Raw genomic sequence first — 20,269 nt, forward strand, 5'->3', positions numbered from 1 at the left:
CCACGCCAAAGCGATGCTGCTCATCCACCACGGCCAGGCCAAGCCGCGCGAACGTGACCGCATCCTGGATCAGCGCGCGCGTGGCCGCCTCGTCCTTCTGCTTGCGCTTGAGGCTGCCCGCCAGCCAGACGATGTCCACGCCCAGCGGCTCCAGCCAGCCAGAAAGCTTGCGGTAATGCTGCTCGGCCAGCAGTTCGGTTGGCGCCATCAGTGCAGCCTGCCAACCCGCATCGATGGCCTGGCAGGCCGCCAGCGCGGCAATGACGGTCTTGCCGCTGCCCACGTCGCCCTGCAGCAATCGCTGCATCGGGTACGGGTGCGCAAGGTCGGCGCGGATCTCTTCCCATACGCGCGCCTGCGCGCCGGTCAGCTTGAACGGCAGCGCATTCATGAAGCGCGCGAGCAGCCCATCCTTGCCGCTGTCGCGCAGGATGGGCGCATTACGCATGCGGCGCGCGGCCTGCGCACGCTTGAGCGACAGCTGCTGCGACAGCAGTTCATCAAACTTGATGCGCAGCCATGCCGGGTGCGTGCGCTCGACGAGGCTATGCTCGTCGACATCGGGCGTCGGTTGATGCAGCAGGCGCACGGCGTCGGCCGGCGTCATCAGCTTGAGCGGCGCTAGCGGGCCAGTGATGAGGCTGTGCGGCAACGTTTCCGGCAGCGGCGTGCGTGTGAGCGCGTTCAGGATCGCCTTGCGCAGATAGGCCTGCGCCACACCGGCCGTGCTCGGATACACCGGTGTCAGGCGGTCGGGCAGCGGCTCATCCTCCGCCACGGCGCGCACGGTCGGGTGCACCATCTCGGCCCCGAAGAAGCCACCGCGCACTTCGCCGCGCACACGCAGGCGCACGCCTTCGGCCATCTGCTTGACTTGGCTGCCGTAGAAATTGAGAAAACGCAGAACCAGCTCGCCCGAGTCATCGGCGATATGCACGACGAGTTGCCGGCGCGGCCGGAATGCCACTTCATTGCGCGTCACCGTGCCTTCCACCTGCGCGGCCCAGCCGGTATTGGCGCGCGCCGTGGCTTCGGCAATGGTCAGGAGCGTGGTTTCGTCCTCGTAGCGCATCGGCAGATGCAGAACGAGATCGACATCGCGGTGCAGGCCAAGTTTGGCGAGTTTGTCGGCCGGGCGGGCGGTCTGGGCTGCTGCCTTGGCTGGCTTGTCTGCCGAGGCTGCACGTTTTGGCTTCGGCGCCGGCGCGGTATCCGCGTCAGGCATAGGAGCAGCATCAGTGGCGGAACGGGCGCGAGGCGGCACAGGGCGTTTACAATGGCGAACTTTGCGAGTCGCCCGATTGTACCGGCGCCCGCCACCATCACTTGGCGCAATCCACGTCTGCGCCACTTTTCATGCTGACGCTGTCCGATTTCGACTTCGATCTGCCGCCCGAGCTGATCGCACAAACCGCCCTGCCCGACCGCACCGCGAGCCGCCTGCTGGCCGTGTGCCGTGCGGAAGATGCCGTGCATTTTGAAGACCGCCAGTTTTCCGATCTGGTCGACTACCTGCGCCCCGGCGACCTGCTCGTCTTCAACGACACGCGGGTCATCAAGGCACGCTTTTTCGGCCACAAGGCCAGTGGCGGCAAGGTCGAGGTGCTCGTTGAGCGCTTGCTGGACGAGCACACCGTGTTGGCACAAATCCGCTCCAGTAAGTCGCCGGTCGAGGGCACCACGCTGCGCCTGGCCGACGCCTTTGACGTGACGGTCGGCCCCCGCGCCGAGCCGTTCTTTACGTTGCGTTTCCCACAGCCGGCGCTGGATCTGATCGAGCAGTACGGCCGCCTGCCGCTGCCGCCCTACATCGAGCACGACCCCGACAGCTTTGACGAGACGCGCTACCAGACCGTGTATGCACGCAACCCGGGCGCTGTCGCGGCGCCCACGGCGGGCCTGCATTTCGACGATGCGCTGTTCGCCAAGCTGGACGCCATGGGCATCCAGCGCGGCTTTCTCACGCTGCACGTGGGTGCGGGCACGTTCCAGCCAGTGCGCGTGGAAAACATCGCCGAGCACCGGATGCACAGCGAGTGGTACCAAATCACGCCGGAACTGGCCGAAGCCATCCGCGGCACGCGCGCGGCCGGCGGCCGGGTGATCGCTGTGGGCACCACGTCGATGCGCGCGCTGGAATCGGCCGCGCAGCCGGACGGCACGCTCAATGCCTGCAGCGGCGAGACCGACATCTTCATCACCCCCGGCTACCGCTTCCGCGCTGTCGACCTGCTGGTGACCAACTTCCACCTGCCTAAATCGACGTTGCTGATGCTGGTATCGGCATTTGCCGGCATGAGCGCCATCCGAGGCGCCTACCAGCACGCCATCGCCCAGCGCTACCGCTTCTTCAGTTACGGCGACGCCATGCTGCTGACGCGCGCTCCCTCCGAACCCGGCGAACCCCAATCGCTCTGACCATGCTCAAGTACGAACTGCTCACCACTGATGGCCTCGCCCGACGCGGCCGCATGACCCTGAACCACGGCGTGGTGGAAACGCCAATCTTCATGCCGGTGGGCACCTATGGCGCGGTCAAGGCAATGTCGCCGGCGGAGCTGAAGGACATCGGCGCGCAGATCATCCTGGGCAACACGTTCCACCTGTGGCTGCGCCCGGGGCTGGAGGTGATGGACGCGCACAAGGGCCTGCACGGCTTCAATGGCTGGGACAAGCCCATCCTGACCGATTCCGGCGGTTTTCAGGTGTTTTCGCTGGGCGATCTACGCAAGATCACTGAAGAAGGCGTGACGTTTGCATCGCCCATCAATGGCGACAAGCTGTTCCTGTCGCCGGAGATCTCGATGCAGATCCAGCGCCGGCTGAACTCGGACATCGTCATGCAGTTCGACGAATGCACGCCGTACAAGATTGGCGATCGCCCCGCAACCGAGGCTGAAGCCGCCGCTTCGATGCGTATGAGCCTGCGCTGGGCCCAACGCTCGCGCAACGAATTCGAGCGCGAGAAGAATCCGAACGCGCTGTTCGCCATCGTCCAGGGCGGCATGTTCGAGAACCTACGTGATGAATCGCTCGCCGGTTTGCAAGCGATTGACGCCGATGCAGGCGGCGAAGGTTTCGGCGGCTACGCCATCGGCGGCCTGTCGGTCGGGGAGCCCAAGGAAGACATGATGCGCGTGCTGCAGCACGTGGCGCCGCGTCTGCCTGCCAACAAGCCGCATTACCTGATGGGCGTCGGCACACCGGAAGATCTGGTGGCGGGCGTTGCCAGCGGCATCGACATGTTCGACTGCGTGATGCCGACCCGCAACGCGCGCAACGGCTGGCTCTTCACCCGCTTTGGCGACATCAAGATCAAGAACGCGGTGCACCGCAACGATCCGCGTCCGCTGGACGAGACCTGCGGCTGCTACACCTGCAGCAACTTCTCGCGCGCCTACCTGCACCACCTGCAGCGCGTCGGCGAAATCCTGGGGGCCCGCCTGAACACCATCCACAACCTGTATTACTACCTGGAATTGATGGCCGAGATGCGCACCGCCATCGAGTCGCACGGCTTTGCCGCATTCCAGGCGCGCTTTGCCGCAGACCGCGCGCGCGGGGCGCTGTAAAGGCGCCTCATCAGGGCGCTGGACGCGCCCATTTGCCGCAGCATCGCAATGGTAGAATGTCGGGTCCGATTTTTGACCGATTGACGAACCATTACGGAGTTCTGACGTGTTCCTGATTTCCGACGCTTACGCGCAAACTGCACCGGCTGTTGGTGGTGCCGCGGGTGGCCTGATGAGCTTCCTGCCCATCATCCTGATGTTCGTGGTGCTGTGGTTCATCATGATCCGCCCGCAAATGAAGCGCCAGAAAGAAACCAAGGCGATGCTCGAAGCCTTGGCCAAGGGCGACGAAGTCGTCACCGCCGGTGGCATTCTGGGCAAGGTTAGCAAGGTGGCTGAGCAGTATGTCACCGTGGAAATCGCTGCCAACACCGAAATCACCGTTCAGAAGAGCGCCGTGACGACCGTGCTGCCCAAGGGCACGCTCAAGGCACTGTAAATCGGCCCATCCCGGCGCCGCGCACGATTGCGCTGGCGCCGGAACCCCAGGCAGCGCCTATTCTAAGAATCCGCGCCCGCGCCCCTCGGCGTCGCCTCTCTGCATTCCAAGATGAATCGCTATCCGCTCTGGAAATACATTGTGATCCTGGTGGCGCTTGCCATTGGGTTCCTCTATACGCTGCCGAACTTCTTCGGTGAGGCACCTGCTGTGCAGGTGTCTTCGGGCAAGGCCACCGTCAAGGTCGACCTGAACGTGCAAAAGCAGGTCGAAAGCCTGCTGGCCGCGGCCAGCATTCAGCCTGACGGCGTGTTCTTCGACAACAACGGCACTTCCGCCAGCGTGCGCGTGCGCTTTGCCGACACCGACACGCAGCTCAAGGCCAAGGACGTCCTGGCCCGCGGCCTGAACACCGATCAAACCGATCCGACCTACATCGTTGCGCTGAACCTGCTGCCAGGCTCGCCGCGCTGGTTGAGTGGCGCGCCATTGTTTGCCAAGCCGATGTTCCTGGGCCTCGATTTGCGCGGTGGCGTGCACTTCCTGCTGCAGGTCGACATGAACGGCGCCGTGACGAAGAAGCTCGACTCGCTGGCTGGCGACATCCGCACGCAGTTGCGTGACAAGGGCATCCGCCACAGCGGCATCGACCGCAACAACAACACGATCACGATCAAGTTCAGCACCCCGGACGAGGCCGACCGCGCCCGTGCGCTGCTGGCCGATTCGACCCGCGAACTGGCCTACACCGTGGACAAGAGCGCCGACGGCGCCACGCTCACCGGTACCTTCACCGCCGCTGCGATGAAGGAAGTGCAGGACAACGCGGTCAAGCAGAACATCGTCACGCTGCATAACCGGGTGAATGAACTGGGCGTGGCTGAACCGGTGATCCAGCAGCAGGGTCCGGACCGCATCGTCGTGCAACTGCCGGGCGTGCAGGACACGGCCAAGGCCAAGGACATCATTGGCCGCACCGCCACACTGGAAGCGCGCCTGGCCGATCCAAGCGCGCCGCTCGTGCCGCGTGCCGGCGATCCGGTGCCGCTGGGCGACGAACTGTTCACGCAAGGCCGCAGTGCCCCGGTGCTGCTGCAAAAGCAGGTGATCTTCACCGGTGACCGCATCACCAGTGCTTCGGCCGGCTTTGACCAGAACCACAACTCGTCGGTCGACATCACGCTCGACGGCCAGGGCGGCCGCATGCTGCGCGATGTCTCGCGTGACAACATCGGCAAGCGCATGGGCATCGTGCTCTTTGAAAAGGGCAAGGGCGAAGTGCTGACGGTGGCGACCATCCAGTCAGAACTGGGCTCGCGCTTCCAGATCACTGGCATGGGCTCGACCGAGGCAGCCTCGGATCTGGCACTGCTGCTGCGCGCAGGCTCGCTGGCGGCACCGATGGAGATCATCGAAGAGCGCACCATCGGCCCGTCGCTGGGCGCCGACAACATCAAGAAGGGCTTCGATTCGGCGCTGTACGGCTTCCTCGCCATCTCGGTGTTCATGGTGCTGTACTACATGCTGTTCGGTGCGTTCTCGGTGGCAGCCCTGGGCGTCAACGTGTTCCTGCTGATCGCCCTGCTCTCCATGCTGCAGGCCACGCTCACGCTGCCGGGTATCGCGGCTATCGCACTGGCGCTCGGTATGGCCATTGACGCCAACGTGCTCATCAACGAACGCGTGCGTGAAGAGCTGCGCAGCGGCGCATCGGCTCAGATGGCCATCGCCGCCGGTTTTGACCGCGCCTGGGCAACCATCCTCGATTCGAACGTGACCACGCTCATCGCCGGTCTGGCCCTGATTGCCTTTGGTTCGGGCCCGGTACGCGGCTTCGCGATCGTGCACTGCCTGGGGATCGGCACGTCCATGTTCTCGGCGGTGTTCTTCAACCGTGGTCTCGTGAATCTCTGGTACGGCCGCAAGAAGAAGCTGCAGAGCGTCGCGATCGGGCAGGTGTGGAAGCCGGGCAATACGAACACGCAATCGCCCGCCAAGTAATCACGCCACCCACAACGAATCTCGCATAACCGGCACCGCCCCAGCACAACAGGGGCGGTTGCCACAAAGGGCAGACCATGGAGTTTTTCCGCATCCGCCGCGACATTCCGTTCATGAAGCACGCGTTGATTCTCAACGCGCTGTCGTTCCTGACGTTTATCGCCGCTGTCTTCTTCCTGTTCCACAAGGGGCTGCACCTGTCGGTGGAGTTCACTGGCGGTACGGTGATGGAAGTCGCTTACACCCAGGCCGCCGATCTGCCGAAGATCCGCGGTGACGTTGAGAAGCTCGGCTATGCCGACGCCCAGGTGCAGAACTTCGGCACCTCGCGCGACGTGATGATCCGCCTGCCGCTCAAGAACGGTCCGGACGGCAAGCCCATCGCCTCGGCCGTGCAAAGCCAGCAGGTGATGACGGCCCTGAACGCCGTCAACCCTGACGCCAAGCTGCAGCGCGTTGAGTTCGTCGGCCCGCAGGTCGGCAAGGAACTCGCCACCGACGGCCTGCTGGCGCTGCTGTTCGTGGTGATCGGCATCGTGATCTACCTGTCGATCCGCTTCGAATGGAAGTTTGCCGTGGCGGGTGTGATCGCCAACCTGCACGACGTCGTGATCATCCTGGGCTTCTTCGCCTTCTTCCAGTGGGAATTTTCGCTGTCGGTGCTGGCGGGGGTGCTGGCGGTGCTCGGCTATTCGGTCAACGAATCCGTGGTGATTTTCGACCGGATCCGCGAAGCGTTCCGCAAGTACCGCAAGATGAACACGCACGAGGTGATCGATCACGCGATTACCAGCACCATCTCGCGCACGATCATCACCCACGGTTCGACCGAAATGATGGTGGTGTCGATGCTGGTGTTCGGCGGCCCGACGCTGCACTACTTCGCTCTTGCCCTGACAATCGGTATTCTGTTCGGCATCTACTCTTCGGTGTTTGTGGCAGCCGCGCTGTGCATGTGGCTGGGCGTCAAGCGTGAAGACTTGGTCAAGTCTGAAAAGAAGGCCGGCGGCCCGAAAGAAGACGATCCTAACTTCGGCGCGCAGGTCTGAAGAGACCGCTCCACCTTGCCCGGAGGACTTATTCTTCGGGCAACAAAAAAGCCCCGCAACTGCGGGGCTTTTTTTTGGCTGTGGCGTTTGCCAGGCTTATTGCTGCGCCACGCTGGCGTCTTGCTTGATGCCTTCCACCTGGATCTTCAGCTTGGTTTCCATGTTGAAACCGTAAGCCTTGCCGTAGTCGACGCCGAAGTCGTCGCGCTTGAACTTCATCTCGGCATCGGCGCCGCAGACTTCACGCTTGAGCATCGGATGCTGCATGCACTTGAACGCGTCGATTTCCAGCTTGGCCGGCTTGGTCACGCCGTGCAGCGTCAACTGGCCGTCGGCTTCGGTCGGCACGTCGCCCTTGAACTTCGTGAAGTTGCCCTTGAACGTGGCGGTCGGGTACTTGGCCACGTCGAAAATCTCGGCGCTCTTGGCGTGCTCGTTCATCTTGGCGAGACCGAAGTCGATGCTGTCGGTTTGCACGGTCACGTCGATGCTGCCGGTCTTGGCGGCGCGATCCAGCGTCACGGTGCCGCTGGACTTCTCGAACTTGCCGCGCCACTTCGACAGACCGCCCATGTGGTCAGCTTCGAAGCTCGGGTAGGTGTGGCTCGGATCCAGTTGGTACGTGGCCGGTGCAGCAAAGGCGGCGGTGGCAGCAACAGCGGACAGGGCAGCAACGAGGGTACGCAATTTCATGAAAACTCCTGCGGAATAAAAGCGGCACACGAGGGCCGAAAAAACGTTGGGTTGGGGCTTCTGATTACTTCTTGGCGATGACAACGCGGAACTTGATCGTCACGTCGTCCGAGACGACCGACGTGTCCTTCCACTCACCGTCACCCACCTTGAATACGTTGCGCTTGACCGGCAGCGCGCCTTCGAAGATCTGATTGGCGCCTTCCTGCTTGAACGTCACGGGTGCCGTCACGTCCTGCGTGACGCCCTTGATGGTCAGCTTGCCGACCACATCCACCTTGCCACCCGCGCCGGGCTTGAAAGCGGACGACACGAACGTTGCCTTCGGATACTTGGCGGTGTCGAACCAGTCCTTCTTCTTCAGTTCGTCGTTGTATTCCTTGCTGCCGACGTCAACGCTCGTCACGTCGATGTCGACCTTCGCCGTCGAGGCAGCCACATTGGCCGGGTTGTAATTGACGGCGGCGTCGAACTTGCCGAACTTGATATCCATCGGCACACCGAGCTGCTTGCCGGTGGCGGTGACGCTGCTCTTGGCGGCATCCACCTGGGCGATGGCCGATACCGATACGGCAGCGATCGACAGCGCGCCGGTAGCAACCAGGGCAATGGCGCGGGGGCGCACAAAACGTTTCATCATCAGACTCCTTCAGTCAGGCCGGGCCATGCCCGCAGTCTTGGTCAGGATGGAAAGGCAGAGCGCCGGCACACATCGTGCACCGGCGTGTTTGGAAATCAGCGGAGGAAAGGCGCCATGCGGCGCAGCGTGCCGTCACGATCGACGACGTGGTGCTTGAGCGCAGCCAGGATGTGCAGCACGACGATGGCCGCCATGGTCCAGTTCAGCCATTCGTGCGCCATGCTGAAGATGTCTTTCAGCGCATCGCTCTTGTCGAACGGCATCGGCAGTTCCCACAGGCCGAGATAGACGACCTTGACGCCGGCCGCTACGCTCAGCAGATAACCCGTCAACGGCACAGCAAGAATCAGCAGATACAGCCCGACGTGCGCGGCTTCCGCGGCGGCGTGCTGCCACTTTGGCATGCCCGGCACGGGCCCCGGGGCGGGGTGCGTCAGGCGCCACAGCACACGGAGCACCGCAAAGATCAGCACCGTGATGCCGATCCATTTGTGATACGAAAACAGCTTCAGCTTGGTTGGCGTAAAGCCCGGGATATCGGTCATGTACAGACCGAGCCCAAAGGCCGCGAAGATCAGCAGCGCGACGATCCAGTGCATCGCAATCGCGGGTTTGGCATAGGCGCCGTGGTCAGCGGCGCCGCGCATGGCGAGATTCGAGTGGGCGGCTTGTGACATCGGTTCCCTCGGTATTTTGGAGCGCTCAGTAGGCGGCGCCTGTGGGTATGACCACGACGCCAAACGATTGTGCATTATTTGCGCGATCCGACCGGCCAAGGCAGCCTTAAGTTCATCGAGAAATTCAAATTTTTTGATTGACTAGGCACGTCAATGGGAGCGGCCGGGCAAAAGCTTCTTCGGAAGCTACCAAGCAAAACGGCCCGCCCCCGAATTCGAGAGCGGGCCGTTCTTCACACGGCACCACCAAATTTTTGAAACAATCAGGCTATACGGCGTGCCAGTTCTTCCGCCTTGCCAATGTAGCTGCCAGGGGTCATGTCGAGCAGCAGCTTGCGGGCGTCTTCGGGAATCGCAAGCGTACCGATGAATTCACGCAGCGCCTCGCGCGAGATGCCTTTGCCGCGCGTCAGTTCCTTCAACTGCTCGTACGGGTTGGCGATGCCGTAGCGGCGCATCACGGTCTGCACCGGCTCGGCCAGCACTTCCCAGCAGGCGTCCAGGTCTTCAGCCAAGCGTGCCGGGTTGGTTTCCAGCTTGCCCAGGCCGCGCAGGCAGGCGTCGTACGCGAGCAGGCTGTAGCCGAACGCCACGCCGATGTTGCGCAGCACGGTCGAATCCGTGAGGTCGCGCTGCCAGCGCGACACGGGCAGCTTTTCCGACAGATGACGCAGCACCGCGTTGGCCAGGCCAACGTTACCTTCAGAATTTTCGAAATCAATCGGGTTGACCTTGTGTGGCATGGTCGACGAGCCAATCTCGCCGGCCTTGGTCTTCTGCTTGAAGTAGCCCTGCGAGATGTAGCCCCAAACGTCGCGGTCCAGATCCAGGATGATCGTGTTGGCGCGCGCCACGGCGTCGAACAGCTCGGCCATGTAGTCGTGCGGTTCGATCTGGATGGTGTACGGGTTGAACGCCAGGCCCAGGCGGGTCTCGATCACGTTCTTCGAGAAGGCTTCCCAGTCCAGCGACGGATATGCCGACAGGTGCGCGTTGTAGTTGCCCACGGCACCGTTCATCTTGCCCAGCAGTTCAACGGCTTCGATGCGGCGGATGGCGCGGTCCAGGCGGGCGGCCACGTTGGCCATTTCCTTGCCCAGCGTGGTCGGGCTTGCCGGCTGGCCGTGCGTGCGCGACAGCATTGGCACGTCGGCGTTGGCGTGGGCAAGTTCCACCAGGCGAGCCTGCACGCGGCGCAGCGTCGGCACGATCACGGTGTCGCGCGCGCCCTTGAGCATCATGCCGTGCGATGTGTTGTTGATATCTTCCGACGTGCAGGCGAAGTGGATGAACTCGCTGGCAGCTTGCAGCTCGGCGTTGCCCTTCACGCGCTCCTTCATCCAGTATTCGACGGCCTTCACGTCGTGGTTGGTGACGGCTTCGATCTCTTTGATGCGGGCGGCGTCTGCCTCGGCAAAGTTCTCGACCAGGGCCAGCAGTGCACCCTCTGCAGCCGCCGAGAAACGCGGAATCTCGGCCAGGCCGGCCTGCGACAGGGCGATCAGCCAGTGCACCTCCACCTTCACACGGTTGCGCATGAAAGCGGCTTCCGACAGCCACTCGCGCAGCGGATCGGCCTTGGCAGCGTAGCGGCCATCGATGGGAGACAGAGCGGTCAGGGCAGAAAGCGACGACATGGCAGGCGGGGAAAAATGTGAAGGGAATCTCAATCCGGACAACCCGGACGGGGCGTTGCGCGTTGAACCAAGGTGCATACGCGCACCCAAGCGAGCCCGCGATTTTACCACCCGGCACCTGTCTTTCATGGCCAATCAGGCCTAAAGCAAGCCTCCGTTTGGTTGAGTTGGGTTCAGGCGCCGCGCAGCGCACTCGGGAAAGTGCGCAGCTATACTTCCGCCTCCAACATGACATGCCTATGAAACTGATCGGATCGCACGCCAGCCCGTACACCCGCAAGGTGCGCGTCGTCCTGGCTGAAAAGAAAATCGACTACCAGTTCGTGCTGGAAGACGTGTGGAGCGCAAGTACGCAAATCCACCAGTTCAACCCGCTGGGCAAGGTGCCCTGCCTGGTGATGGACGACGGCGGCGCCCTGTTCGACTCGCGCGTGATTGCGGAATATGCCGACACGCTGTCGCCGGTGGCGCGCCTCATTCCGCCTTCGAGCCGTGAACGCGTGGAAGTGCGCTGCTGGGAGGCGCTGGCCGACGGCCTGCTCGACGCCGCGCTCATGCTGCGCATCGAACATACGCAGCGCACGCCGGAACAGCGCAGCGAAACGTGGCTCGCGCGCCAGACCCACAAGATCGATCAGGCGCTGCAAGCCATGTCGCAAGGCCTGGCTGACAAGACTTGGTGCAACGGCAATCACCTGACGCTGGCCGACATCGCCGTCGGCTGCGCGCTTGCCTACCTGGATTTCCGCCAGCCGCAGATCGATTGGCGCGAACGTCACGCCAATCTCGCTTCGTTCTACACGCGCATCGAGAAGCGGCCGAGTTTCATGGAAACCCAGCCGCAGTAACAACTGAAACTCACGAGCGTTACACGGCCACCGGATCAAACCGTTCGGCCTGGGCCATCGGCCAGTAGCGCTCATAGAGTTGATAGCGGTACCGCCCGGCCAGCAGGTCGCCGGGTTCCAGGTACTTGAGCAGCGCGGAGAGCAACTGCACCTCGTTGCCCGACACGCGCCGCACGATGTGGTGCGCGCGAAAATCCGCCGGATGCTGCAAGCCAGCCGCCTGCGTCAGTTCCAGCAGCGCATGCAAGGTGTGCGCGTGATATTGATGCACGCGCTCCGCCTTGTCGGGCACGACGAGCGCCTTCTGCCGAGATGGGTCTTGTGTTGCTACGCCGGTCGGGCAGCGGTCGGTGTGGCACTTCTGCGCCTGGATGCAGCCCAGCGCAAACATGAAGCCGCGCGCAGCGTTGCACCAATCGGCACCCATTGCCAGCGTGCGCGCCACGTCAAATGCCGTGACGATCTTGCCCGACGCGCCGATCTTGATCTTGTCGCGCAGGTTGGCGCCCACCAGCGTGTTGTGCACCAGCAGCAGCCCTTCCTGCAGCGGCGTGCCGACGTGGTCCGTAAATTCAAGCGGAGCCGCGCCCGTGCCGCCCTCCGCGCCGTCGACAACGATGAAGTCCGGCAGGATGCCCGACTCCAGCATCGCCTTGACGATGCCGAAGAACTCCCACGGATGCCCGATGCACAGCTTGAAGCCGGTCGGCTTGCCGCCCGACAGCGTACGCAGGCGATCCACAAACTGCAGCAAACCCAGCGGCGAGTTGAACTCCGAATGCGCGGCCGGCGAGATGCAATCCTTGCCGATCTGGATGCCGCGCGTGGCGGCAATCTCGGGCGTCACCTTGGCCGCAGGCAAGACGCCACCGTGACCCGGCTTGGCACCCTGCGACAGCTTCACCTCGATCATCTTCACCTGCGGGCTGCGCGCCTGTTCGGCAAAGCGGTCCGGATCGAAGCGGCCGTTCGCGTCGCGACAGCCGAAGTAGCCTGACGCCACTTCCCAGATCAGGTCACCGCCTTCTTCGCGGTGGTACGGCGAAATCGATCCTTCGCCCGTGTCATGGATGAAGTTGCCGAGCTTCGCACCGCGGTTGAGCGCGCGAATGGCATTGCCCGACAGCGCTCCGAAGCTCATCGCCGAGATGTTGAACACCGACATCGAATACGGCTTGGCGCGGCCCTCGCCCACCATCACGCGAAAATCTGACGAGGCAATGCGCGTGGGCGCCAGCGAGTGGCCGATCCACTCGTGCCCCGCCACCTTCACATCGACTTCGGTGCCGAACGGGCGGCTATCGACTTCGCCCTTGGCGCGCTGATAAACGATGCTGCGCTGGGCGCGCGAGAACGGCTTTTCGTCGGTGTCGTCTTCAACGAAATACTGGCGGATTTCCGGACGAATGAACTCGAACAGGAAGCGGAAATGGCCCCAGAGCGGGTAGTTGCGCAACACCGAGTGGCGCGTCTGCGTGATGTCGTGCACGCCCAGAATGACGAACATGCCCGGAATGACCGCGCACACCCAATGCAGGCGCCCCGCTACCGCAAACCCGGCGGTGACGGCAAACAACAGCACAACGCCCGCGAAGGCCCAGTAGCGACGTGGCAGCATGACCAACCCTGTGTGGAGACAAATCAGGGCGCAAGCTTAAACGAGTGCTGCAACAGCCGCAGCCGGCACAACGCAGTGTTGCAAAAACCGATCAGGCGATCGCTTTTTCCACGACAGCCGGTTCAGCGGCCGAAATAATGCCGCCACCCAGGCAGATTTCACCGTCATACAGCACGGCCGATTGGCCTGGCGTAACGGCCCACTGCGCTTCGGGGAAGGTCAGCGTGAGCGCGCCATCGGCCGCGCGTGCGACCGTGCAAGGTGCATCCGCCTGGCGGTAACGCGTCTTGGCGCCAAGGTGGGTGCCTTCGGTGGGCGCGTGGCCGGCCACCCAGCTCAGATCATCGGCGTGCACGGTGTGCGCCAGCAGCCACGGGTGGTCGTGACCCTGCACCACATACAACGTGTTGGCCGCCATGTCCTTGCGCGCCACGTACCAGGCATCACCGTTGCCGTCGCGGCTGCCGCCGATGCCGATGCCCTTGCGCTGCCCCAGCGTGTAGAACGCCAAGCCGATGTGCTCGCCGATGGTCTTGCCGTCGGGCGTCTTGATCGGGCCAGGCTTGGTCGGCAGGTAGCGGTTGAGAAAATCGCGGAACGGCCGCTCGCCAATGAAGCAGATGCCGGTGGAATCCTTCTTCTTGGCGTTCGGCAGGCCAATTTCGGCGGCAATCTCACGCACCTTCGTCTTGGGCATCTCACCCAGCGGGAAGAGCGTGCGCGAGAGCTGTGCTTGGTTCAGCCGGTGCAGGAAGTAGCTTTGATCTTTCGTGTGATCGAACGCCTTGAGCAGCTCGAAGCGGCCATCGACCTCGCGCACGCGGGCGTAGTGCCCGGTCGCGATCGTGTCGGCGCCCAGGGCCATCGCGTGATCGAGGAAGGCCTTGAACTTGATCTCAGCGTTGCACAACACGTCGGGATTGGGCGTGCGACCGGCCGAATATTCGCGCAGGAAGTCCGCAAAGACGCGGTCCTTGTACTCGGCTGCAAAGTTGACGGCTTCCACGTCCACGCCAATCAGATCCGCCACCGATACCACGTCGATCCAGTCCTGCCGGGTCGAGCAGTATTCGCTATCGTCATCGTCTTCCCAGTTCTTCATGAACAGGCCGACGACGTCGTAACCCTGCTGTTTGAGCAGCCACGCGGTGACGGACGAATCCACCCCGCCGGACATCCCGACAACGATGCGCTTCTTGCTCATGACTGCGCTCCCAGCCCGTACACGCTGGCGTGCGTGTGGATAACGTCTAGCGGATAGCGCTTGCCGGCCAGGTAATCTTCGACGCAGGCGAGCAGCAACGGGCTGCGATGGCGCTCGCGGCTGGCGCGGATTTCATCCGGTGTCATCCACACGGTGCCGACGATGCCGTCGTCCAGGGCACGGCGCGGGTCTTGGGGGCCGAGCTCGCCGGTAAATGCCATCCGCACATAGGTGATCGGATCCCCTTGCGGCGGTTGGAACTGCGCCATGTAGCAGCCCAGGAAGGCGGTCGGCACAAAGCTGTACGCGGTTTCTTCCATCGCCTCACGCGCGACGGCGTCGACCAGGCTTTCGTCTGGGTCGAGATGGCCGGCGGGCTGGTTCAGGCGCAAGCCGACATCGGTGTGCTCCTCAACCAGCAGAAAGCGCCCATCTTGTTCAATGACGGCGGCAACGGTAACGCTGGGTTTCCAGCGGACAGCTTGGTTCATGGCAAAAAGGCAACAAAAACAAGGCGTTATTGTAGCTGGAGGCTGTGCTCCACGCTTGCCCAGCGCGTTGGAGCAGACGCATATCGCCGCGCGCCGCTGTTGTGAGCAATTGAGCACACGTTTGCGCAGGATCGGCCCGCATTCCTTGTTGGTTCGGATATTCGACATGCCATTCGACGAGCGTCCGTGCGCCAAAAAGTTCGGGTAAGCTGCACGTCGATCCTGATCCAGCGCGCCTTCGTTCACTTCGCGCGCATCCTAAACATAATCAGCGAGGAGAGAACACGATGCACATCGGCATCCCGCAGGAGACGCGGGCGGACGAGACGCGCGTTGCCGCGACCCCGGAAACGGTGAAAAAGTACGTGGCGCTTGGCCATCAGGTGACGGTGCAATCGGGTGCCGGCGTAGCCGCCGCCCAGCCCGACGACACTTACGTCGCTGCCGGCGCCAAGATCGGCACCGCGGCCGAGGCGCTTGGCGCGCAGATCGTGCTGAAGGTGCGCTCACCGGAAGCGGCGGAACTGGCGCAGATGCAGCCGGGCGCGGTACTTGTCGGCATGCTCAACCCCTTTGATGACGAAAATACGGCTCGCCTCGCCGCCGCCAACGTCACCGCGTTTGCGCTGGAAGCCGCGCCGCGCACCACGCGTGCGCAGAGCATGGACGTGCTCTCCTCGCAGGCCAACATCGCCGGCTACAAGGCCGTGATGGTGGCGGCCAACCATTACCAGCGCTTCATGCCGATGCTGATGACGGCCGCCGGCACCGTAAAAGCCGCGCGCGTCCTGATCCTTGGCGCCGGTGTGGCCGGTCTGCAGGCCATCGCCACGGCCAAGCGCCTCGGTGCTGTCATTGAGGCGTCCGACGTGCGGCCGGCGGTGAAAGAGCAGATCGAATCACTGGGTGCGAAGTTTCTCGACGTGCCGTTCCTGACGGACGAAGAGCGCGAGATCGCGCAGGGTGTGGGCGGCTATGCCCGCCCCATGCCGCCCGACTGGATGCGCCGCCAGGCTGAACTCGTACACACGCGCGCAAGCCAGGCCGACATCGTCATCACCACGGCGCTGATCCCGGGCCGCCGCGCGCCGACGCTGCTGTCCGAAGCCACCGTGCAGGCAATGAAGCCCGGCTCGGTCGTTGTCGACCTGGCAGCGGCGCAAGGCGGCAACTGCCCGCTGACCGAAGCCGACCGCGTCGTCGTCAAGCACGGCGTCACTCTGGTGGGCTACACCAACCTCGCGTCGATGGTGGCGGCTGACGCCTCTGCCCTCTACGCCCGCAATGTGCTCGATTTCCTCAAGCTGATCATCGACAAGGATGGCGGCCTGAACATCAACCGCGAAGACGACATCGTGGCCGCCTGCCTGCTCAGTCAGGCCGGCCAGGTGGTGCGCGCTCCCGCAGCCACGAGCGCCGCCAAATAAGAACGGAGACGGCGGCCCGGCGGGTATCACGACCCGGTCTGGCCGCCAGTGGCGATTTCATATTTGTTTCAAGGAAAGCTTCATGCAACGCAACATGCTTCGCGCCAAGCTGCACCGCGCGACGGTCACCCAGGCCGATCTTGACTACGAAGGCTCCTGCGGCATCGACGAGGACCTCCTCGACGCCGCCGACATGCGCGAATACGAAAAGATCGAGCTGTACAACGTCAACAACGGCGAGCGCTTTTCGACCTACATCATCAAGGGCAAGCGCGGTTCGGGCGAAATCTCGCTCAACGGCGCTGCTGCACGCCGCGCCCACGTGGGCGACCTGCTGATCATCTGCACCTACGCGCCGATGAACGAAGAGGAAGTCGCCAGCTACAAGCCCAAGGTCGTGCTGCTGGGCGAGGGCAACAAGATCAAGGCCATCAAGGAAACCTGACGCGCCGGGCGGCCCATGTCTGCATGACAGGGCCGCTTCGCACATCGACCAAGAAGCGAGGAGGAGCACTCATGGAGCTGGTCAATCACACGGTGATCAACATGATCATCTTCGTGCTGGCGATCTACGTCGGCTACCACGTGGTTTGGACGGTCACGCCGGCGCTGCATACGCCGTTGATGGCCGTGACGAATGCCATCTCGGCCATCATCATTGTCGGCGCCATGCTGGCAGCCGGCCTGACACAGACGGGCCTGGGCCGCACGATGGGCGTGGTGGCGGTGGCGCTGGCAGCGGTCAACGTGTTTGGCGGCTTCCTGGTCACCCAGCGCATGCTGGAGATGTTCAAGAAGAAAGAGCCGAAGGCCAAGGGCGGACAGTCTGAGGGAGCCAAGCAATGAGCATGAACCTCGTCACCCTGCTGTACCTGCTGGCGTCGGTGTGCTTTATCCAAGCGCTCAAGGGGCTTTCGCACCCGACCACGGCGCGGCGCGGCAATGCGTTCGGCATGACCGGCATGGCGATCGCCGCTGTCACGACCATCGCGCTTATCTACAAGCTCAAGGCCGAGATGTTTGCCGGCACCGAGAGCGGCACGTCCACCGGTTTCATCCTGATCTTCGCGGGCCTGGTGGTTGGCGGCGGGATCGGCGCCTATGTGGCACGCACGGTCGAAATGACCAAGATGCCCGAGCTGGTGGCCGCCATGCACTCGCTGATCGGTCTGGCGGCGGTGTGCATTGCCGTGGCCGCCGTGGCCGAGCCGTCGGCGTTCGGCATCACGATGGCTGGTGACAACGTGCTGCCCCTGGGCAACCGCGTGGAACTGTTCATCGGTACGTTTGTGGGCGCCATCACGTTCTCCGGATCGGTGATCGCGTTCGGCAAGCTGTCGGGCAAGTACAAGTTCCGCCTGTTCCAGGGGGCGCCGGTGCAGTTTGCCGGCCAGCACATGCTGAACCTGCTGCTGGCGGTGGCCATGCTCGGCTTCGGCATCCTGTTCTTCCTGAGCCAGAACTGGCTGCCGTTCATCATCATGACGGTCATCGCCTTTGTGCTGGGCGTGCTGATCATCATCCCCATCGGCGGCGCCGACATGCCGGTCGTGGTGTCGATGCTGAACTCGTATTCGGGCTGGGCGGCGGCGGGCATCGGCTTCTCGCTCAACAACCCGATGCTGATCATTGCCGGCTCGCTGGTCGGTTCGTCCGGTGCAATTCTGTCTTACATCATGTGCAAGGCGATGAACCGGTCGTTCTTCAACGTGATCCTGGGCGGCTTCGGTTCGGAGGCTTCCGCCGGGGCAGCGGCAGGTGGCGCGGGGCAGCAGCGCCCGGTCAAATCGGGCTCGCCGGACGATGCAGCCTTCCTTATGGGCAACGCCGAGACGGTCATCATCGTCCCCGGCTACGGCCTGGCGGTGGCGCGTGCGCAGCATGCCCTGAAGGAGCTGACCGAAAAGCTGTCGGACAAGGGGGTCACCGTCAAATACGCGATCCACCCGGTCGCAGGCCGCATGCCGGGCCACATGAACGTGCTGCTGGCCGAAGCCGAAGTGCCGTACGACCAAGTCTTCGAGATGGAAGACATCAACGGTGAGTTCGGTCAGGCCGACGTGGTGCTGGTGCTGGGCGCAAACGACGTGGTCAACCCGGCGGCCAAGAACGACCCGAAGTCTCCCATTGCTGGCATGCCGATCCTGGAGGCCTACAAGGCCAAGACCATCATCGTGAACAAACGCTCGATGAACGCCGGTTACGCCGGGCTCGATAACGAGCTGTTCTACATGGACAAGACCATGATGGTGTTTGGCGACGCCAAGAAGGTCGTCGAAGACATGGTCAAATCCGTCGAGTAAGGCAGGGCACTGACGGCCGTCAACGCGTCGTCAGGTCCGACGGGTTCCCCTTGCCCCCGGCGGCGGCAGGCAGTAACGTAGTGCAAACGGGCAGCGTCGGCCACACCGGCCGTGCGCTGCACCCTGCCCTCTTCCGATTCCTCCCGACGTATGCAACAGGACAGCGCCCTGCCGGTCTATTTCCACCCCACCCTGACGGTGGTGGTCGACGACAGCCAATCGTTCGTGGAAAGCCTCGGGTTCCAAATGGACCCCTCGCGCGCGCTGTTGGCCTTCAACGATCCGGAAGAGGCGCTGGCGTGGCTGCGCCAGTGGCATTCGCTTCGCATGCCGGGTTTCCTGCCGGTGCGCGTCACGCACGATGACCTGACGTTCTCCACCGAGCGCCGCACCATCCAGCTTGACGTCGACCGCGTCTACCGCCAGATCCACGAGGTCAATCGTTTCCTGCAGCCCTCAGTCATCGTGGTGGATTACTCCATGCCGCGCATGAACGGGCTGGAGTTCTGCGCCAAGCTCAAAGATCTGCCGTGCATGACGATCCTGCTCACGGGCATGGCCGACGAGAACATCGCCGTGCAGGGTTTCAACGATGGCCTGATCGACCGCTATATCAAGAAAGACCATCCGGCGATGGCCGAGCGGCTTAGCGCGGAAATCGAAGCATTGCAGGTGCGCTACTTCAGCAATCTGTCGAGCACACTGCGCGATCTGCTGTCGCGCCACTCGTTCAGTTTTCTGTCCGACCCCGCGATCACACGGCTCGTGCGCGAGCTGTCCACGCGCTACCGTTTCATCGAGTACTACTTGTATCCGCACCCCGCCGGCGTGCTGCTGCTCACGGCCGACGGGCGCGCCACGCTCATGGTCATCGAGACCAATGCGAGCATGCTCACGCACCTGGAAAACGCCGAGGCGTACAACGCGCCCGATGCGCTGCTCAAGGGCCTGCACGACAAGCAGATCGTCCCGTTCTTCTGGCCTGGCGATGGCATGTACACCCCGGCATGTGTGGAGTGGGAACAATATTGCCTGCCCGCAGAGGTGTGTCAGGGGCGAGAGCCGTACTACTACGCGCTGTTCGACATGCCGAGCCATCTGCTGCCGGCACAGGTCTACAGCTACACCCAATTCCTCACCAACTACAAGCAGGATCCGGACGCGCTCACCGGCCGCAAATCACGCTGAGATGGTGTTTCCGCTTTGCTCTGCCCTGCGGGTTTCCACATTGTGTGGGTCACATTCGGCAAGTACAATCGATTGCATCATTCGGCAGCCATGACGTCAGAGCGTGGCCCGGCTGAATCGCCCTGATGCATGCGTGGCATAGCTGCGGCATCATGGCGAACGAGGGTACCGGCATGCAACATTCAAAGCGGCGCCCCAAGTTCATTACTGTGCGGGATTCTCCTTGAGGGACGATTTGGGATGCAGCAGCGGGCCGCGCGTTCAAGCAGCGCGCGTTGCGGATGTCAGGGGAGTGCATCGTTCCAATCTGGTCATGGTTCACGGTTGCACGATTCCCGTTGCCACGCTGTTGATCGGCAGGCAGTAGAGGTGCCGCGGTAGCAATACTGACGGCGCCGGCTGCAGTCGATCATCTTCCCCGATCTTCTCGGAGCGGGTTTGGGCGAGAGACGCCCGGGCTGGCGCGTATTGCGCACGGCCAG

At 63.1% G+C, this 20,269-nt stretch carries 19 protein-coding genes; 11 read left to right on the forward strand and 8 right to left on the reverse strand.

Annotation, left to right across the window (positions count from 1 at the left end):
• On the reverse strand, nt 1-1,225 hold a 1,225-nt coding region (locus ACCD03_RS20840), incomplete at its 3' end, for a DEAD/DEAH box helicase (RefSeq protein WP_413412749.1).
• 131 nt (nt 1,226-1,356) lie between these two features.
• Between ACCD03_RS20840 and queA the strand changes: the two genes are divergently transcribed.
• From queA to secF, 5 genes are all read left to right on the forward strand, one after another.
• On the forward strand, nt 1,357-2,418 hold the full coding sequence (queA, locus tag ACCD03_RS20845) for a tRNA preQ1(34) S-adenosylmethionine ribosyltransferase-isomerase QueA (RefSeq protein ID WP_413412750.1): 1,062 nt from the start codon (nt 1,357-1,359) through the stop codon (nt 2,416-2,418).
• Between the two features lie 2 nt (nt 2,419-2,420).
• The gene (gene tgt / locus ACCD03_RS20850; protein ID WP_024979061.1) at nt 2,421-3,572 is read left to right on the forward strand and encodes a tRNA guanosine(34) transglycosylase Tgt; all 1,152 of its coding nucleotides are present in this window, start codon (nt 2,421-2,423) and stop codon (nt 3,570-3,572) included.
• A 106-nt stretch (nt 3,573-3,678) separates the two neighbouring features.
• Nucleotides 3,679-4,011 (forward strand): preprotein translocase subunit YajC, encoded by a 333-nt coding sequence (gene yajC / locus ACCD03_RS20855; RefSeq protein WP_024979062.1) that lies wholly within the window; start codon nt 3,679-3,681, stop codon nt 4,009-4,011.
• A gap of 111 nt (nt 4,012-4,122) precedes the next feature.
• Nucleotides 4,123-6,012: a protein translocase subunit SecD gene (gene secD, locus ACCD03_RS20860; protein ID WP_413412751.1), complete on the forward strand. Its 1,890-nt coding sequence runs from the start codon at nt 4,123-4,125 to the stop codon at nt 6,010-6,012.
• Nucleotides 6,013-6,089: 77 nt separating this feature from the next.
• Nucleotides 6,090-7,061 (forward strand): protein translocase subunit SecF, encoded by a 972-nt coding sequence (gene secF, locus ACCD03_RS20865; protein ID WP_045202609.1) that lies wholly within the window; start codon nt 6,090-6,092, stop codon nt 7,059-7,061.
• Between the two features lie 96 nt (nt 7,062-7,157).
• On the opposite strand, the gene ACCD03_RS20870 is transcribed toward secF, so the two are convergent.
• The 4 genes from ACCD03_RS20870 to purB all read right to left on the reverse strand — a co-directional run bounded on the left by ACCD03_RS20870 (nt 7,158) and on the right by purB (nt 10,708).
• The gene (locus ACCD03_RS20870; RefSeq protein ID WP_253538994.1) at nt 7,158-7,754 is read right to left on the reverse strand and encodes a YceI family protein; all 597 of its coding nucleotides are present in this window, start codon (nt 7,752-7,754) and stop codon (nt 7,158-7,160) included.
• A 64-nt stretch (nt 7,755-7,818) separates the two neighbouring features.
• On the reverse strand, nt 7,819-8,391 hold the full coding sequence (locus tag ACCD03_RS20875) for a YceI family protein (RefSeq protein ID WP_413412771.1): 573 nt from the start codon (nt 8,389-8,391) through the stop codon (nt 7,819-7,821).
• Nucleotides 8,392-8,489: 98 nt separating this feature from the next.
• Nucleotides 8,490-9,071, reverse strand: a complete 582-nt coding sequence (locus tag ACCD03_RS20880) for a cytochrome b (RefSeq protein ID WP_316671527.1) — start codon at nt 9,069-9,071, stop codon at nt 8,490-8,492.
• A gap of 263 nt (nt 9,072-9,334) precedes the next feature.
• On the reverse strand, nt 9,335-10,708 hold the full coding sequence (purB, locus tag ACCD03_RS20885) for an adenylosuccinate lyase (RefSeq protein ID WP_413412752.1): 1,374 nt from the start codon (nt 10,706-10,708) through the stop codon (nt 9,335-9,337).
• A 239-nt stretch (nt 10,709-10,947) separates the two neighbouring features.
• Here purB and ACCD03_RS20890 point away from each other — a divergent pair, with 239 nt between their 5' ends.
• Complete coding sequence (locus ACCD03_RS20890; RefSeq protein ID WP_045202604.1) at nt 10,948-11,556, forward strand: glutathione S-transferase; 609 nt, start codon at nt 10,948-10,950, stop codon at nt 11,554-11,556.
• 19 nt (nt 11,557-11,575) lie between these two features.
• Here the strand turns inward: ACCD03_RS20890 and ACCD03_RS20895 are convergent, their stop codons facing one another.
• From ACCD03_RS20895 to ACCD03_RS20905, 3 genes are all read right to left on the reverse strand, one after another.
• On the reverse strand, nt 11,576-13,174 hold the full coding sequence (locus tag ACCD03_RS20895; RefSeq protein ID WP_413412753.1) for an FMN-binding glutamate synthase family protein: 1,599 nt from the start codon (nt 13,172-13,174) through the stop codon (nt 11,576-11,578).
• Between the two features lie 91 nt (nt 13,175-13,265).
• Nucleotides 13,266-14,378 carry a tRNA 2-thiouridine(34) synthase MnmA gene (gene mnmA, locus ACCD03_RS20900; protein WP_413412754.1) on the reverse strand — a complete coding sequence of 371 codons (1,113 nt, stop codon included), beginning with the start codon at nt 14,376-14,378 and terminating at the stop codon, nt 13,266-13,268.
• The gene (locus ACCD03_RS20905) at nt 14,375-14,869 is read right to left on the reverse strand and encodes an NUDIX hydrolase (protein WP_413412755.1); all 495 of its coding nucleotides are present in this window, start codon (nt 14,867-14,869) and stop codon (nt 14,375-14,377) included. The genes mnmA and ACCD03_RS20905 overlap by 4 nt, the downstream gene beginning before the upstream one ends.
• A 287-nt stretch (nt 14,870-15,156) precedes the next feature.
• Between ACCD03_RS20905 and ACCD03_RS20910 the strand changes: the two genes are divergently transcribed.
• From ACCD03_RS20910 to ACCD03_RS20930, 5 genes are all read left to right on the forward strand, one after another.
• Complete coding sequence (locus ACCD03_RS20910) at nt 15,157-16,296, forward strand: Re/Si-specific NAD(P)(+) transhydrogenase subunit alpha (RefSeq protein WP_413412756.1); 1,140 nt, start codon at nt 15,157-15,159, stop codon at nt 16,294-16,296.
• A gap of 82 nt (nt 16,297-16,378) precedes the next feature.
• Nucleotides 16,379-16,741, forward strand: coding sequence for an aspartate 1-decarboxylase (gene panD, locus ACCD03_RS20915; RefSeq protein ID WP_009241493.1), 363 nt, complete (start codon nt 16,379-16,381; stop codon nt 16,739-16,741).
• Between the two features lie 71 nt (nt 16,742-16,812).
• Nucleotides 16,813-17,142, forward strand: a complete 330-nt coding sequence (locus ACCD03_RS20920; RefSeq protein ID WP_045202598.1) for an NAD(P) transhydrogenase subunit alpha — start codon at nt 16,813-16,815, stop codon at nt 17,140-17,142.
• Complete coding sequence (locus tag ACCD03_RS20925; protein WP_413412757.1) at nt 17,139-18,599, forward strand: NAD(P)(+) transhydrogenase (Re/Si-specific) subunit beta; 1,461 nt, start codon at nt 17,139-17,141, stop codon at nt 18,597-18,599. The genes ACCD03_RS20920 and ACCD03_RS20925 overlap by 4 nt, the downstream gene beginning before the upstream one ends.
• A gap of 150 nt (nt 18,600-18,749) precedes the next feature.
• Complete coding sequence (locus ACCD03_RS20930) at nt 18,750-19,787, forward strand: two-component system response regulator (protein WP_413412758.1); 1,038 nt, start codon at nt 18,750-18,752, stop codon at nt 19,785-19,787.
• The last annotated feature ends 482 nt before the right edge of the window (nt 19,788-20,269 follow it).

The organism is Ralstonia sp. Ralssp135 (assembly GCF_047304345.1).
Classification (GTDB): Bacteria; Pseudomonadota; Gammaproteobacteria; order Burkholderiales; family Burkholderiaceae; genus Ralstonia; species Ralstonia chuxiongensis.